Source organism: Streptosporangium longisporum, assembly GCF_039534895.1.
GTDB classification, from domain to species: Bacteria; Actinomycetota; Actinomycetes; order Streptosporangiales; family Streptosporangiaceae; genus Streptosporangium; species Streptosporangium longisporum.
Genome location: NZ_BAAAWD010000018.1, coordinates 1 through 16266, shown reverse-complemented (window position 1 = coordinate 16266; position 16266 = coordinate 1). Strand labels below are relative to the sequence as shown.

Genomic DNA, 16266 nt, shown 5'->3' with positions numbered 1-16266 from the left:
CTGTGCAGGTGGCTCGGTCTGCCGAGTTTCCTGTGCAAGCTTCCCGACGGGCTCCGCGGGCCCGCCGGCCCGAGGGGACCCGCCGGTCCTGCCGGACCTGAAGGACCCGCAGGCCCCGAGGGGCCCGCAGGACCCGCGGGTGCTGACGGTCTTCCCGGACCGGAGGGTCCCGCCGGACCTCCCGGACCGGCAGGCGCCGACGGCCTTCCCGGCCCGGCCGGAGCTGACGGTCTTCCTGGTCCCGAGGGCCCCGCCGGGCCTCCCGGACCCGAAGGACCTTCCGGCCCGGCAGGCGCCGACGGTCTTCCCGGACCGGCCGGAGCCGACGGCCTTCCCGGCCCCGAGGGTCCCGCCGGACCTCCCGGACCGGCCGGAGCCGACGGCCTTCCCGGTCCCGAGGGTCCCGCAGGGCCTCCCGGACCCGCGGGTGCCGACGGTCTTCCCGGTCTCGATGGCCCCGCAGGACCGCCCGGACCCGAAGGACCTCCCGGACCGGCAGGCGCAGACGGCCTTCCCGGCCCTGAGGGCCCCGCCGGACCTCCCGGACCCGCGGGAGCCGACGGCCTCATCGGACCCGCCGGTCTTCCCGGACCGGAGGGTCCCGCCGGACCTCCCGGACCGGCCGGAGCCGACGGTCTCCCCGGAGCGGAGGGCCCGGCTGGGCCTCCCGGACCGGCAGGAGCCGACGGCCTTCCCGGCCCCGCCGGAGCTGACGGCCTTCCCGGCCCCGAGGGTCCCGCAGGACCTCCCGGACCGGCAGGCGCAGACGGTCTCCCGGGCCCGGCAGGAGCTGACGGCCTTCCCGGCCCGGAGGGACCCGCCGGACCTCCCGGACCCGCGGGAGCCGACGGCCTCCCGGGCCCCGCCGGAGCTGACGGCCTTCCGGGCCCCGCCGGAGCTGACGGCCTTCCCGGCCCGGAGGGACCCGCCGGACCTCCCGGACCCGCGGGAGCCGACGGCCTCCCGGGCCCCGCCGGGGCTGACGGCCTTCCGGGCCCCGCTGGGGCTGACGGCCTTCCGGGCCCCGCTGGGGCTGACGGCCTTCCCGGACCGGAGGGACCCGCAGGGCCTCCCGGACCGGCAGGCGCAGACGGCCTCCCCGGCCCGGCAGGAGCCGACGGCCTCCCCGGCCCGGCAGGAGCTGACGGCCTCCCCGGCCCCGAGGGACCCGCCGGACCTCCCGGACCCGCGGGAGCCGACGGCCTCCCCGGCCCGGCAGGAGCCGACGGCCTTCCCGGCCCCGCCGGAGCAGACGGTCCTCCCGGGCCGGCAGGCCCCGAAGGACCCGCCGGACCCGAAGGACCGGCAGGCGCGGACGGCCTTCCCGGACCGGAGGGACCCGAAGGACCGGAAGGCCCCACCGGGCCTGAAGGACCCGAAGGCCCCGCCGGACCGCCTGGAGCCGGAACCGTCAGCGGACCGGTCGACACCGTCCGCGTGACCCCCATCCAGGTCGTCGCGACTCCGGTGTACGGCACCTCGGTCATCGGCGTCCCGGTCCTGGGCGCCTCCATGGGGATCGGTAGCTCCATGGGGATCGGGGCCATGGGGATCTGCACCCCGGTGAAGATCTGCTGAGGTTCTCCCAGAACTTCATGGAAGCAGGCCGATCGGCGCGTCACGAGCCGAGGGATCGTTCCGGGGTTCTCCATCACCGGAGAACGGGTCGCCGGAACGACCGGACGGGCGAGTGACGGCCGGGTGAAAGCGGAGAGGTGCGGGGCATCGTCGCCCCGCACCTCTCCCTTTGCTCTCCGCCCCGTGTCGTCCGGGCTCGCCCCTCTTCGCGCCCGTCGCCTCCACCCCGTCCCCGTCCTCGTCCCCGGCCCCGAAGATCCGGACGAAGATCGAACCCGGCGATCCGTCCCAGGGGCCGCCCCGGAACGCCACCGGCCCCTTTCCCCTTTGATCCGCCCCTTTTCGCCCTACGCCTTCACCCACGAAACGTCGTCGCCCCGCACGGCACACCGTCCCGCGAAATCCACCGCTTCACGAACCGGCTTCACGAATCGGCGGCGCCGGGCGGAGGACGCGGAAACCCGCGACGGTCGTACCGATATGTCCCCTGGACAGGACCGCATTTTCCTACAACATTGGTGGGGTATCGGTTCCGGCCTCGAAGAGGAGTTCACCGTGCCGCTCATCCAGCCCGATCCCACCTTCTATCCCTCCGCCCGCGAGGCCATGCTGGCGCCTCGGGAGGGACTGGCCTACGTCGCCCTGTTGGACACGACCGGCGAGGAACGGCCCGACGGGCTCGCCACGATCGACCTCTCCGACGGTTCGATCGTCGATGTGCACGACATGTCCGTCCCCGGTGACGAGCTCCATCACTTCGGGTGGAACGTGTGCAGCGCGGCCCTGTGCCCGTACGCGCCGCATCCGCACGTGGAAAGGCGTTACCTGGTCCTTCCGGGGCTCCGGTCCAGCAGGATCTACGTCTTCGACGTCAAGGACGACCCCCGGCGTCCCAAGCTCGTCAAGACGATCGAGCCGGAGACGATCTTCAAGAAGACCGGTTACAGCCGCCCCCACACCGTGCACTGCGGGCACCGACGCCATCTACGTCAGCGCGCTCGGCAACGTGGACGGCGACGCGCCCGGCGGCGTGTTCACGCTCGACCACGACACCTTCGAACCGCAGGGCCGCTGGGAGGCCGACCGCGGGCCGCAACGGCTGCACTACGACTTCTGGTGGCACCTGGGACACGACACCATGATCACCAGTGAGTGGGCCACCCCCAACCAGATCGAGCCCGGCCCGTCGCTGGAGCTGCTCACCGGCCGCGGGTACGGCCACCGGCTGCACGTGTGGGACCTGACCAAACGCAGGCACCTCCAGGAGATCGACCTGGGCGACCGCCACCAGATGGCGCTGGAGTTGCGGCCCGCGCACGACCCGACCAGGACCTACGGGTTCGTCAACACGGTGGTCGACGTCGAGGACCTGTCGTCCAACATCTTCACCTGGTACCTGGAGGACGGCGTCTGGAAGGCCCGCAAGACGATCACGATCCCGGCCGAACCCGCCGACCCCGAGCTGCTGCCGGAGCCGCTCAAGCAGTTCGGCGCGGTACCGCCGCTGGTCAGCGACATCTCGCTGACCCTCGACGACCGCATCCTGCTCGTCTCGGCTGGGGCACCGGAGAGCTCAGGGGCGTACGACGTCTCCGACCCTGTTCGCCCCCCGGCAGACCGCGTCGAGGTCAGGATCGCTGGTGGATCGTCCGCGCGACGCCACATCACGGGCCGCCCCGGACCGGGCGCATGAACGGGGTGCCCGCAGATGGTCGAGGCCAGCAGGGACGGGCGACGTGGTCTATTTCACCAACTCGCTCTACCGCGCTCCTGGGACGACGTCTTCTAACCTCCGACGGCATCTCCGCTGGATGGCGAAGGTGGACGTCGCCGACGACGGCTCGCTCACCCCGACCCGGGCTTCTTCACCGACTTCGCCGCGGACGGCCGTCGCGCGCGACAACAGATCCGACCTGCAGGGCGGCGACTCCTTCCTCCGACTCCTACTGCTTCCCCTGACCCCTCACCCCGCCCCTCCCCACCCCCGGGGTCCGCTGTCCCTCCCCCGTTTCCGCCCCCGAGTCCCGTCCGCCCGGGCCGCATCCGAGCCCGTCAACGGTCCCGGCCGTCTTCTGTCCTGTGAGGGCGCGTCCGATGGATCTGACCCCCTGCTCGTCGTGGCCGGGCTCCGGCGCCTTCCACGGCCTGAACCCGGCCAGTGGCTGGCTCTTCGCGGTCGCGCTCGGCCTGCAGGAGCGCTCGCGCGCGGCGTGCTGCCGCGCTCCCGCCGATCGTGCTCGGTCACGCCGCCTCGGTGCTGGTCACGCTGGGCTGGTGTCGGCCCGCACGGCTCTGCCGCCCCGCCGAAGGCGGGTCTCGTACGGCGTGGCGGCCTGGTGTGCGGGTTCGGCGTCTCTGGCGGCTGCTGACGGCGGCATCACCCCCGCAGGTGTGGGCATGAAGGTGGAACGGCCCGCAGCTCGCCGGGTGGTCGTTCCTGATGGCCACCGCCACGGCGCGGGCCTGATGGTGCTCCCTGTCACCCTGGGGCGCGGGAACCGGCACGACGGGCACGGAGCCCACGGAGCCCCACGCACGGGGCTCACGGAGGCCAGGGCGAGCACGGTGCCGCAGCGCTGGCCTCGCAGACCCTGCTGGCGACGGGGTGCACACGGTGGCGATGCTTAGGTCACGACCACCGTCCTGGCCCTGCTCGTCTACGAGCGGGCTGGGGGTGGCGGTGCTGCGCAGGGCGTGGTTCAACCTCGATCTCGCTGGCCCGTCCGCCCTACATCGGCGCGGGCGCCTTCGCCGCGTTCGGCTGACGCCCCCCGGCCAGGTGAACCGCCCGGACACCGGCGACGTCCCGGATATGCGAACCACCCGGACACCACCGACGTCCCGGACGCGTGAACCACCCGAGGCCGCCGCATACGTTGCACAGGCATGCGCCGACTGTTACCCGCACTGCTGGCCGTCGCCGCCCTCGTCGGCATGCGCCATGTCCAAGCCCAGCCTGATCACCGCGAAGGGGGTGCAGCGGCTGGTCCCCACGAAACGGTCGCGGAGACCGTACGCGGCCTGACGGCCTTCGGGCACTTCACTGCTCACCGACCGCCGCGTCCGGAAGACCCAACGTCGTCCTGTCGCCCCTGGAGCATCGCCCACGGCGTTCGGCATGGCGAGGGCCGGGGCCGCCGGAACCACCGCCGACGAGCTCGACAGGTCTTCGGCTTCCCTTCGAAGGGCCGCACATCTCGCTCAACCGCGCTCACACCCGGCAGATCGTCACGACCAGACGACCCGCCTCCCGTCCCCGGCCCGGACGAGAGCGCGGACGCCCATGACGGCCCGCCACACGTCCCCCGGTACGTGGCATAAGCCGGCGGGCCTGTTCGTCACCAGGAGGGGCTGAGCGTCAAAGCCGGACTTCCTAGCGCCACGCTCGCCGAGCAGTACGGCACGGGCGCGCACCAGGTCGACTTCCACCGGTGGACTGCCAACCGTGGTCCATCGACTGCCTGGCCGAGGACGGACTGCCGGCTTGCGGATCACGAAGGGGTTCGTAACCGGGCTGGAACCCGCGGACCAGACGCTGGTCATCGCGTGGTGCGCCTCTACCTCAGGCCGGACTGGGCGACGCCGTTCACAGCGACCCAGCCCGAGGACGACGCCGCCTTCACCCCGCGGGACGTGGTGACGACCGTGCGCGTCGTCGCTCTGAGTGCGCCGCGACGGCTCGCCGTCCCGGACGGGCGAGGATCGGGCTGGAGCGTGTGGAGCCTGCGTTAGCCGGTGAACGAGCTGGCATGTGGGTCCTCGGTTCCGTGCGCCCGCGGGCGCCGCCCGCGCCGAGCCTGCTTCTCACCCCGACGGTGCTGGCCGAGTGGCCCTCCGGCCCTCCGGGATACGGCCGGTACTGCTTGGCCATGCCGCGCTGGGACTCGGTATCTCACCACCGTGGGCTCGCGGAGCCGCTCGGGACGTTGGGCGTGCGCGGGTCCGACTACTCGGGGATCGTCGACGGCGGGGCCACGCTCTCGCCAGGCCTGTCCATGTCGCGCCACCGTCCACGGTGGACGAGTGGGGGACCCCGAGGCCGCCGCCGTCACCGGTCTCTGCCTTCCTCCCGGTGATGGCACCGGCCCCCGCCCGACGTCGAGGTCGCGCCGTGACCGTCCGTTGCGCGTTCGCGTCGTCGCACCGGCCGACGCTTGACCCCGCTCTTTTTCTCAGGCCAGGTCGGTTGTACCCCGTTCACGCCCGGGACTGACCTTCGGCCGCCCGACAGTGATCCGGACCGGCCGGGAGTGAGGCGGTCGCGGCCTTGAGTGAGGCGGTCCCCCGTCCGCTCAGCGGGAAGGTCAGCAGAGGCCCCGCGTTCCCCAACCACGTCGCTCTAGTGGGTTCGGCGAAGACGTGCGGGCCTGCTCGCCAGGCGGACCAGTTCCTCGTCGGAGAGCATGCGTGCTGCTTACTTGTGTCTGTGGCAGCGCCATGCTCCGTCGGTACTCGGTCCTCGATATCCGCTGCCGGAGCGCCCTGCCCTCGGCGTTGAGCTCCTCCGCCGTCCATCAGGCCGCGCTCGTGCTGCATCCCCTCGGGGCGGCGGCCTCGTCCCACTCCTCCTCGGCCACTCGCGGTGAACTTGAGGAAGAATCGTGGGCATCTGGCCCGTCGTCGCCGTGCAGGACCAGCCGCGTCCAGCGGAGTCCGACTCCACTCGTGTCAGCAGGCCGCCACGTGGGCGTACCCCGCGGAACTCGCGCAGCGCGTCTTGGGTTCGTGCGCAAGCTTCAGCACGGCTCGACGGCCAGGCAGCGTCGGTGGCGGCTGAACAGCGTGGCGTCCTGGGACTGCTCCGCAGGCCCGCATGCGCCGCGTCGGCGGCGGCCAGCTCCGCGTTCTCTGTCCCAGGATGTCGATCTCGTGGATCCCGGCCCGGCGCAGTGCCGCGTCCCGCCGTCCAGCGGGCGCCGAGGATCTTCTCCGGAGGTCGTCACCTCGCCAGACGGCCGGGACTTTGGCGCCCGGACGAATGCCCCGTGTGGGGGTGATAAGTTGTAGAAGGTCGCGATGACCAGCTCGTGAGGAGGCGGTGCCGAAGGCACGCGCTCTCGGGAGGCGAAGTGTAACCGTCGCGCGCCCTCCACGCCCCTGCGCGGCGTAGGCGCTCGTGTGGCCTCGGGGAACGACAGTAGCATCATCCCGTGCAGGGTGGCTCCCAGGCGCCGCCAGCTGACGGGCGTAAACTGGACGTCACGGTCATCTCATGCTCGAGCGATGGGCGGAACGGGGTCGTCGTGCCCGTGTGCCGGAGCCCGGGCCGTCCGGCCGGCGCCGGACGAGGCCGGCGCCTCGTTCCCCGCGCCCCGTCGGGCAACACCCCGTTGACCAACCGGCCCGTATCGAGCAACTTATGCTTCTACCTCCGCCGGTAGCCGTCACGGGTCGCACCACGAAGACCCCCCGTGCCGAGATGGCGCCTTCCGTACTCGACGTGTCGAGCGCCGCAGCGCTCCAGGAAGTCGCGCACACCCTCGACGTCGGGTCGCCGTGGGTTTGTCGCGAGCCAGTCGCTCAGCGTCCACCACTGCTCGCCACTGTAATGCGGTGCCCCGCAGCTGTCCCCGTCCGAGGGACATCTCCAGTACCTCGACCCGGCGGCCTCGAACCTTGTTCCCGATCGTGCCCGCCAGCGAGTGAGTCCTCGCGGCCGGAAGTCCGAACGGTTGGGATTAGTGCCGTCGTACGGTCGTCCCTCCTCTGCGGGACGCTGCTTCGTGCATGTTGGCCAGGCCTACGGCTTCCCCGATCAGGGTAGAATCCGCGATGCCGGTGCCGCGCGTAGGGTGCGGGGAGCATCAGCCGACCGTGCCGGCCAGTCCGTTCCCGATCCAGGTCGGCCCCCCAGGCAGGAGACGACGTCGAACGCGCAGCGCTCGCCGGTAGGCCGTCGCTGTCGCGCCTTGCGTGCTCTCCACAGCGCTAAACAGCCCGGCCTCTCTGTTGTGCTGTCTTCCACCCCGCCTGAGTTCCTGCGGCCCGGGGCGCCAGCCGCGGCGGCGATGGATAGACGTCGCGTGTGATGAGTGGTTCGCCGGCCCGGACTCCCCGTCGATCCCGTACGCGAGGGAACCCTCACCCCGGCAGAACAGCATCTCCTGCTCCCTTCCTTGTGTGCTCTGTGCGTAAGTCACCGAGGTCGAGCAGTGCGATGCCCCGGCCCGGAGCCAGTGGCCGATCTCCCCCAGCGGCGCCACTTGTCGTGGGTGAACGGGTGTTGATGGATGGCGGTGCCCGCCCTCGACGATCTCGTGAAAGCGTGTGCAGTGACCATGGCCGCCATTGCTTTCACCGTATGCGACCGCGGGACAGACCGTTATCCGCGGGTGGGCGTCACCTCCCGTCGAAGAGGGTCGGTCCCGGGTGGTCACAGGTTGTCGCTCAGTCGGCCGGAGGTCCTCCTGGTACCGTGGCTGGCCTTGTACGCGCGCGTCCGGGCGCCGCCGGCGCTCCGCGTGGGGGTGGGGGAGGGCGGTGCATCTGTATGTGTGCTCGGATGAGTCCCGGACCCTGAGGCCGCAGGGTCACGCCGGGTGCTACCGGTCCTGCGTGGTGCCAGCGGCACGACGACTCTCCCGCCTCTGCGTCGATCCCCGAGTTCCTATCCCGCCAGCGAACTTCACGTGCCCGGGACACTCCGGGTCACGCTGGCCCTTTTGGTCCGTGGTTGCTCGGTATTCGCGAGTCCGGTTTGATGCTGTGACCTCGTCGGTAGTGGTGTACCCAACGGCCATCGACCGGGCCCGGGGGGTTCCGGTGCCATAACCTGTTTCGGTCATCGCCCGCTGCGCCAGCGGCGGTGGTCCGGGCCGAATTCGCGTGTATTGATCGGCCATACTCGGCGCGGGGTGCTGACGGTATGTCCGACCGCACGCGAAACTCGATCCACGGCGGTTACCACGACCCGCCCTGTCAGGCGCCCCCGGACCTCCGTCCGGATACACGTCGCCGTTCCGGCGTCCGCCGGCGAGCGGGGAGCGGATTTGGACCTAACCGACTCTGCCCCAGGTGGGGAGCGACCCGCTGTGGATTAGCGCTCGGCTCCGTCCCCTGGACACCGGGCCGTCGTGTGTTGTTCGAGCCCCGTGTGTGCCCCCGTCTGCTGTGCCTGGTGTGCGTTACGTCCCGGGGGCGAACCCGACTCGGTGCCATTCGGGCCCCGTTTCGCTTTCCATCGGACTGTCGCGGAATAGATATCAGACAATTCTCGGTACCGGAATGCGTGTATTTGTTATGAAATATTAGTGTGTGAAACTAAGAGGGTGGATCTGCCAGCGCGTGACACCAGGGCCGTCGCCTGGAACGTGGCATCCGTGGCAACACGTGCTGCCGGATCCTCATGCTTCTTCCCGGGAGTCGCGCCGAAATCGTGTGCTCAGTGCAGCGCGTGCCGTCGGCGGTGCCTCGCTCCATGTGGTGCTCGTCGTGACCTCCGGTTCGCCCTTGAGGTTGTCCGTGGACGCGGGGCACTCTGTGCGGATCGTTGTGCACATTCCGGCCGTACCTGGGTTGACCTTAGTGCCTTGAGCTCGCGTTGTGTATCGGTGCCGCTTAGCGTGCCTTGCCAGTTCCAGCTCGTAGGTTCATGGTGACGCAGCCGAGTCTGGTGGCTGAGTTAATCGCTTGCGCGTGCTGCGTCGGGTCGACAATGTCCGAGGAGCCGCATATACGTGTGTCGAGTCGTCGACTGTCCTTGCGGTCTGTCCATCCGGCGCTGAGCACCCGTGGTCCGTACATGTATCGCCCCTTCGCGGTGGTCACGCCAGTACCTTCCCAGGCGTCCAGCTCGCTTCGTCGTCGGGCGCGCGTCGTCGAACGCCTCGATCCCACCCGTGATGGTGCCGACGATTGCCTAGTGAGCAGCAAGGCAGCTCGCCTCGGCCCTCCGAACACGCACCTCCGTCGATCCTTGACGTCTCATTGTGCTACCGAGCTCGTGCCGCTGCTGTGGCGGCCCAGTGCCCCTCCACACGTAGGCCGTGCGCGTTCCAGGCGGTCCTTGAGACCCCGGTCCGCGTCCTTGAATCATTGCGCCGCGTCGAACCGACCCCCGTCCATCCACCGCGAAGTGCTCGCCGGTTGACCTTCCCCAGTTCCGTAGCTTGTCTCCGGGCTCTCGCCCTGTGGAAGGGCTATGTGTGCAAAACATCATGTTCCCTGGGCAGGTCCCCCGCCGGAATTCCGATTTCTGCGCGATAGAGGTATGATGCCGTCCCCCCGCGGGCTAGGATGCCGTGATCGTCACGCCGGACAACTCCGCGATAGCGCGTCCCCACTGCGTGTGCTGCTGCAATCACATGCCGTTCGCCCTGTGCCCACACCCGAAGTGACCGTCGGCACCTTCCTTAGGGCCGTTTGTGCGCGGGCCTGCTTCGGGGCCTTCTTGCTCTTGTGGCTACCTCGTACCAGAGGCGCTCCGCCGGGGGGACACCCTCGTCGGCGAGGCAACCTGCGCACTCGTCCTAGGCCTCCTGCCGAACGTCGTTCTGCTGATGGGCGACCCACAGCCGACTGGTGCCGACCTTCTGCTTGCCGGGGACCATCTTGAACTCCTTGTCAGCACCACGTCGGATAACGTTCTCGCTGCCCATCGACCACCTGGGGGGCAAACATACGCTCAGCCTCGCCGAACAGGCCCCAGAAGGCCTGCCTGAGCATGTCCCGCAGGAGCAGGCGGTCCGTCTTCCGTGGATGAGCGCGAACAGACATAACAGTGCCTGCGGGTGCCACTGCGACCAGAGTTTACGCTTCCCTCCTGCGCGTGGCCCTCCTCAGAGTGAGCACCAGGCGTTTGACCGGCGTCCGGAGGGGGTCCGCCTGCGGGTTGACCAGGCCTGCCGTACGCTTTCCTAGGCCGTCGGACGTGATGCCGGCTACACGTGTCGGAGCGTGAGCGGCCTTCACAGAGACAGGTCCCGTTTTCGGTCAGGCTCCGCATCGGGACTGTCGTTCCGCATTTGGCGGGGCAGAGTAAACCGGGGCCAGGCGCCCAGCGCCTTGGGCGGGGGAACTGTGGGGTTATATTTTCCAGGCTCGCGTGTCCTGTGCGGTCGTTGGTTGCTGGAAGTCTGCGCGTGTGCGGCACGCTCGTTCCCCGCGACACTTGCCGACCAGCTCGGTCAGGCGCGGCCACGGACGGGATCGCATCGGCGCTCTTGCACCGATCGTACCTTGCCCCTTCAGAAGGTTGAATTGTTGACAGTCTTAACCTCTTGACGCATAGCCATGCCAGACGGGAATTCCCTTCCCTTCCCCCGGAGTCCCCGGGAAACACAACGCCATACGGCTTGTCGAACGCGGACTCGGGTGCGGCACCGAATTGTCCTTGTGCACCGTCGGCCCTTCATCCGTGGTCCCAGGCCTCGCGACGCGGCCTTCTCACAGAAAGCACGCCTTCTGGCACGAAACCCGTTGCGTCTGATGCGATCCGCCTCGGTACGATCGACCCGGCCGGCCGACGTATCTGGAGCCGGTATAAGCGACTTGCAGGAATGCCCGTCCGCGCGCGTATTCTGAGGGTGTGGCATTCTCGGTCACGGGATTTCGATGATATGAACCGCCTTCGTGCCGCTGTCGAGCGGCGGCTCGAGTGTGAGCTATGGGGGAATCTTCGAACCCTGCAGACCTGTGCCCTCCATGCCATGGAGGGGAGCGGGCTGCTCCGATGCTGGCGCCATAGCCCCTTGCGACTGGCACTGATACTTAAATATCCTATACCGTGAATCGCCGCATCGGGTTTTCTCGCGCCATCATTCGGTTAGAACCTGGCGGGTCTGGCGGCCGTGTACCCCGGACGTCGCTCTTTTGTCTGCGGGTGATAGATTGGGCTCCGACCGAGATCTACCGTACAGCTCTCCGGTGGACTGGTGGACGTGTGACGGTCCGTAGGCGATGTGACATCGAGGGTGTACCAGGATGTCCGGGAGGTCGCGGCGGCCCGAGACGCTGACGGAGTCGCGATTGTGTGTGTTAAGTGCGCCGATGGGAGCGGTACCAGGTGAAGTTGACATCGTATCCGCGCTTGCGTACATGCCTGCTTCTGCGTGTTCACAATCGTTGTGTGGCCGTACTGTTTGCTGTAGTTCCGGGCGAGCGCCCTCCAGCGCCGTGGCGTAGGCCTGATTTGCCAGAGGGTGAGGTCGCATGGCCCTGCACGATCTCAGAGTGTGTGCGTTTGGAGCCGCTCAGGTGTGGGGAGCAGCCGTGTGGATGTCGTTTGAAGAGGTGTGTGTAATCCCAGCCGAATCCGACCTGCGCAGCAGGCTCGTAGCCGAGGGCCGGGTAGTAGGCGGGGGTACCGTGATGCCGGTGCGGACAGGCGTGGCCGGCTCACTGAGTTGAGGCGTGAGCAGCATGGTCCTACGGGTGCTGTTGGCTTATTTCGCGTAGTAGTATGCCACTGGTCTCTAAGTGCACGGGAGCGCGGACCCGAAGCCCGTACCCGGCGGAGAGGGCGTCTGGACGAAGCTGGAGATCAGCGGTGAACGAGCCGTGAACATGGCGAAGCCAGGAAGTGGCAGCGGGCCATGGTTTCGTTTCCTGTGCAGTCCGTGTTCGTGGTCGCGTGGTCGTCCGACGAGCTAGGTGGGCTATTATGCTGGACCCTATTCGGGGGCGCGGAGCCGCGCATGGCTGTAGTCATCCCCACGTGGCGTCGGCTTGCGACTGCGTGACCGTTGGCGCCTGCGCGAACGGAGCTTTTCCGCTCACGACAATCTGGGGGGGGTAGTCGCTCAAGCTTGTGTATCTCTGGAGCTGCGCCTCTGCCCTGCGAGTGCGTCGATTGATCTGAACTCTGTCTGGATGTGCTCCACTGAGGGTACTGCGGCCATGCAGCTATAGGCCTATGTGACCAGCCAGTTATTTATGATACACAGCACCCTCTCTTCGCCGACGATAGATCGGTGGTGTACTTGCCGTGTGTGCCGCTGTGGCTTTCCCGTTGTCCGTTGGGCTTGCTGCTAGCTGTGATGAGTGGACGATGGGCGCGTGCCCTTGGGTGACTCATGGCGACTACCGGGCGGTGATCTCAGAAGACCGGGTTGGTCGGGGTCCGGTCGGCGATCAGGCCGGTGACGATCATACCGAGGCTGCCGCCGACAGGCCCCATGGTGCGCTGACCACACCCCGATGGCCGTCATGACCCTGGTGGCCGGAAGCTGTCCTTGATCATCGGCGTCTGTGGTCTGCAGCCCGGGATACGCCGCCGGAACGCGCCCTGCAGGGCCCGCCCGGCGATCAGGACGGGCAGGGAGGCCGACAGCGCGCAGATCACCGACCCCGCACGAAGCAGGCCCACGGTGAACATGATCCTGCGCTTCTTGCGTACATGCGCCCAGGCGTGAGAGCAGCGGGGTGGCGACCGCGGCGGCCAGCAGCGAGGCGGTGAAGACCCAGGTCACCTCGGCGACCGAGACGCCGAAGGTGATCATCATCCTGGGACAGACAGCGGATGACCACGGTCTGCTGGAACCGAGACGACCTACCCGGGCCGCCGAGAGCGCCACCCAGGGTCCGGCCAAGACCCCTCCCCTGCCGCACGGCACCCGTTCGGCGAGGGTCGTCTCCGGTCACCTGCGTGCTCCTTCGCTGCCCGCCGCGTCCGTCCTGAAATGGTAGAGCGTTGCGGTAAACAACTTTACGCCGGGTCGTGTCAACACCCGGCGCGTGATACGTCTATGTCGCCATGAGCGTTGAGCGTTTCGAGGAGCACCTGGACCTGCTGACCGGGTCCTCCTACCGGATCCTGGGCAGCTTACCGACGCCGAGGACGTCGTCCAGGAGGCGTGGCTGCGCTGGTCGGAGGCGTGGACGTCTCCCTGGTGGAGAACGACGGGCCTACCTCGTCAGGGTGGTGAGCAGCGCCCTGGCGGATTCGACGCGTTGCGGCCGGCTCAGGCCCAGGCGCGGGAGTCCTCGGTGGGGGGTCGTGGCTGGCCGGAGCTGGTGGTGACCCGGACGTGGCCGAGCGGCCGTGGAGCTGGTCCGGCTCGGTGGAGCTGGCGCTGCTCGGGGTGCTGGAGACCCTCTCCTCTCCCGCTGGAGCGGGCGGGTGTTCGTGGGGCTGTCGCTAGGCGTTCGCCTGTTCGTTACGCGGAGATCGGCGACAGGTGCATCTTGTCGCGGCGCAGGCCGCGCGACCCGTCAGCTCGCCGGCGCGGCAGGGAGCACGCCGGGAGGGCAGGGCCCAGTGTTCGAGGTGATCACCGTTTTGCGGGCGCAGGCTCACCGAGCGCGGTCGCCCAGGCGCCATGGGCGGCGGACCTGGGGGTCACTGGCCTCGATGTTCGCCGAGGACGCGTCGCTGGTCAAGTTCGAACGGCGGCGTCAAGCCAGGGCCACCGCTCCGGGTCATCACGGGCGCGGGCAGGGTGGCTAGCGTCTTCTGACGCCGCGTATCTGCCAACCGAGGAGGGGCGCGGAAGGTTCCTGTTAGAGCTGGGGCGCCGAACCCGGCGACGGCTTTCTACACGTGGAGATGGCCGACGTGTGAACGGCGCGGCGCCGGCCCTCTGGCGCGGGTGGCGGGCGTTCCGGCGCGTTGTTCTCCCTGGACAGTCGTGGAGCGGCCTGATCAGGAACCGTGTCTTCCCTGTGGCCAACCCGGACACGGCTCGCCCGGCCCTTTTTTTTTGTTGGACGTCCCGGGTGCGCCGGGGCACGGAGCGGGGGTGGCGAGGACGCTCCCCGCTCCCGGCATGGCCGTCCGTAGCGGGATCACGACCTGACTGCGCCGCGAACCGCGACGGAACCGAGACCGGGGGGACGCGGGAGTCGTGCGCGGGTAACACGCGATGGACCTGGGCCCCGGACCGGGATCGCGCGACCGGGACCGGAGACGAGGACGAGGACGAGGGTGACGGCGGATGCGTGTCACGAACGCACCTCCTGATGCGTCCTGGTGCATGACAGCGACAGATCACGAGAGTCAGAATCGTGGGCGGAGGGGCGCTGCCGGGATAACCGCCGCCATCCGTGTGCGCTCGAGGCTGGCGGCGCACCGGGGTCACTCCTCCACTAGGCCCACCGGCAGCTGGTCGGCGGGCTCTCAGCACCGGACGAGCCCGTACGTCCGCCAACTGACGGCACCCACGTCTTCTACTACTCCGCGACTGCGAGCCGTGAAGGTGGCTGGTGGCCAGGGGCCTGCTGGTGTCCAGCCGTACGCCAGTGCTCCCCCTCTCGCGAGAATGGCAGGTTCCAGGTTTTCCGGCACGGCGGCCGGCTCGGCGGACCGCCGCTGTCGCTGTGAGGGCACTGGCCATGGCGCCGCCTGCGGGTGCTCCGGTCGACGAGGACTTCGCCGCTGGGCGGCCGGCGCTTTCGGGCAGGAGGAGCATAGCGCGCCGCCGCCGGGCTGTGTGTGATCACCTACGACGGGAACCCCGGGCGCTGTCCGCGGCGTTCGTCTCGGGAGCGGTGCTGCGGGGCCGCCGCGCCGACGTTTCCGGCACCGGCGCTACCGTCACCGCGGGCTGGGGGCGGGTGGTCGACGGATGGCGATCCACGCGCGCGGCCTGGGCGTGCGATCGAGACCGTGGTTTCGCGGGTGGGACAGCCCTGCCCGAGGACGACATACCCGGTGTATCGTGGCGACCTCGCTGGACGCCGCCAGACCCTGCTCGGGGACGGGTCGCTGCGCTGGGAGAGTTGCGCAGGGCTCGTCCTGCTCGACCTCGGCCTGCGCGCGAGCTCCGTGCGAACCTGCTTCCTGGTCTCCGGGGACCTGGACGAGGCGGTTTCCTTGAGGGTACAGCCTGCCCGACCCCGCGCTCGCCCGCCCGGCGGGCCACTCCCTGGGCCACATCTTCCAGATGGCCCCTGCTGGACGGGTCAGAACAAGACGGGGCGATCGCGCGGGGCTGCGAGCGGGTGGCCGACCTGGGCTTCCCGGTGGCGGGGAGCGGACGGAAATAAAAAACCCCCCCCCCCGCTTGGGGGCGCGGCGGTGGAGGGCCGTCGCAACGCGCGCACCGGCGCCCTGGACCTGCCGGTGACTAGCTGGGGCGGGACCGCCGGCGATCGACCGGGGGGACGGGCGTCCTGGCTGCGGCGGGCGTGACTTCGGTGGCAGCTCCGGCCTGCTCAGCGAGGTCCTTTCCTCGACACACGCGCTGGCCGCCGCGGCCTCGCGGGGGCATGCGGGCGGTTGGGCCGGCTGAACCGTCCCGGGACGTGCTCAGCCCGTCTCCGGCCGGGGAAGCGGCGCGCGTAGGCGCGGGCCTGCGCGCTGGGCACGGTTCTCCGGGGGGCAACCGGGTCGAGCACCAGTGGGCGGCGGCCGTACCGAGCAGGTAGCGGTTGCAGGGGTGGAGGCGCAGGCGATGAGGCGTTTCGGCCGTCGGGAACCGGGTGAAGCAGTCCGCGGTCGTCGGCGGCGTGAGCACCCGCCGAGGGCGTGGCTCGACGATCGGGTGAGGGGGTGGGAGGGGCGCGGTACAGGCCGCGGGCGGGGTCCCAGTGCAGCAGGTGGCGTCGGGTCGTCCCGGGTTGGCGCCTCGTTGACGGCGGTGAGGAGGCCTCCCGGGGGCGGGTCAGCCCGCCGGCCGCGCCGCGGCGAACTAGCTTCCCTGATCCGGGTCGCGCAGCGCCGCAGCTGTCCCGGCCACAGCTCCTGCAATCCCGAGCTCGGCCGGGCGAGGTGGCGCGTGTTTCGCGTGAGCCAGCGGCAGACGGTTCGGG

7 protein-coding genes and 1 pseudogene are annotated in these 16266 nt (G+C 69.6%); 5 read left to right on the top strand and 3 right to left on the bottom strand.

Going from position 1 to position 16266, the window contains the following annotated elements; translation table 11 throughout:
- The first annotated feature begins 139 nt into the window (after positions 1 to 139).
- The 3 genes and pseudogenes from ABD832_RS31810 (at position 140) to ABD832_RS42360 (ending at position 3271) form a co-directional block, all read left to right on the top strand.
- Positions 140 to 1441: a hypothetical protein gene (locus ABD832_RS31810; protein WP_344902735.1), complete on the top strand. Its 1302-nt coding sequence runs from the start codon at positions 140 to 142 to the stop codon at positions 1439 to 1441.
- A complete protein-coding gene (locus tag ABD832_RS31805; protein WP_344895932.1) occupies positions 1438 to 1578 on the top strand; it encodes a hypothetical protein in 141 nt (46 codons plus the stop codon). The genes ABD832_RS31810 and ABD832_RS31805 overlap by 4 nt, the downstream gene beginning before the upstream one ends.
- Positions 1579 to 2058: 480 nt before the next feature.
- Positions 2059 to 3271: pseudogene (locus tag ABD832_RS42360) on the top strand (selenium-binding protein SBP56-related protein).
- A gap of 1205 nt (positions 3272 to 4476) precedes the next feature.
- On the opposite strand, the gene ABD832_RS31795 reads toward ABD832_RS42360, so the two are convergent.
- On the bottom strand, positions 4477 to 4629 hold the full coding sequence (locus ABD832_RS31795; protein WP_344902729.1) for a hypothetical protein: 153 nt from the start codon (positions 4627 to 4629) through the stop codon (positions 4477 to 4479).
- A 498-nt stretch (positions 4630 to 5127) separates the two neighbouring features.
- Here ABD832_RS31795 and ABD832_RS31790 point away from each other — a divergent pair, with 498 nt between their 5' ends.
- On the top strand, positions 5128 to 5310 hold the full coding sequence (locus tag ABD832_RS31790; protein ID WP_344902726.1) for a hypothetical protein: 183 nt from the start codon (positions 5128 to 5130) through the stop codon (positions 5308 to 5310).
- Between the two features lie 4736 nt (positions 5311 to 10046).
- Here the strand turns inward: ABD832_RS31790 and ABD832_RS31785 are convergent.
- Positions 10047 to 10175: a hypothetical protein gene (locus tag ABD832_RS31785; protein ID WP_344902723.1), complete on the bottom strand. Its 129-nt coding sequence runs from the start codon at positions 10173 to 10175 to the stop codon at positions 10047 to 10049.
- 2546 nt (positions 10176 to 12721) lie between these two features.
- The gene (locus ABD832_RS31780; RefSeq protein ID WP_344902720.1) at positions 12722 to 12883 is read right to left on the bottom strand and encodes a hypothetical protein; all 162 of its coding nucleotides are present in this window, start codon (positions 12881 to 12883) and stop codon (positions 12722 to 12724) included.
- A 56-nt stretch (positions 12884 to 12939) separates the two neighbouring features.
- On the opposite strand from ABD832_RS31780, the gene ABD832_RS31775 reads away from it, so the two are divergent.
- Complete coding sequence (locus tag ABD832_RS31775; protein ID WP_344902717.1) at positions 12940 to 13203, top strand: hypothetical protein; 264 nt, start codon at positions 12940 to 12942, stop codon at positions 13201 to 13203.
- The last annotated feature ends 3063 nt before the right edge of the window (positions 13204 to 16266 follow it).

Bases quoted from the DNA above. Each gene is read 5' to 3' on its own strand.
- ABD832_RS31785 (WP_344902723.1), bottom strand. From the start codon at position 10,175: ATGGGCAGCGAGAACGTTATCCGACGTGGTGCTGACAAGGAGTTCAAG.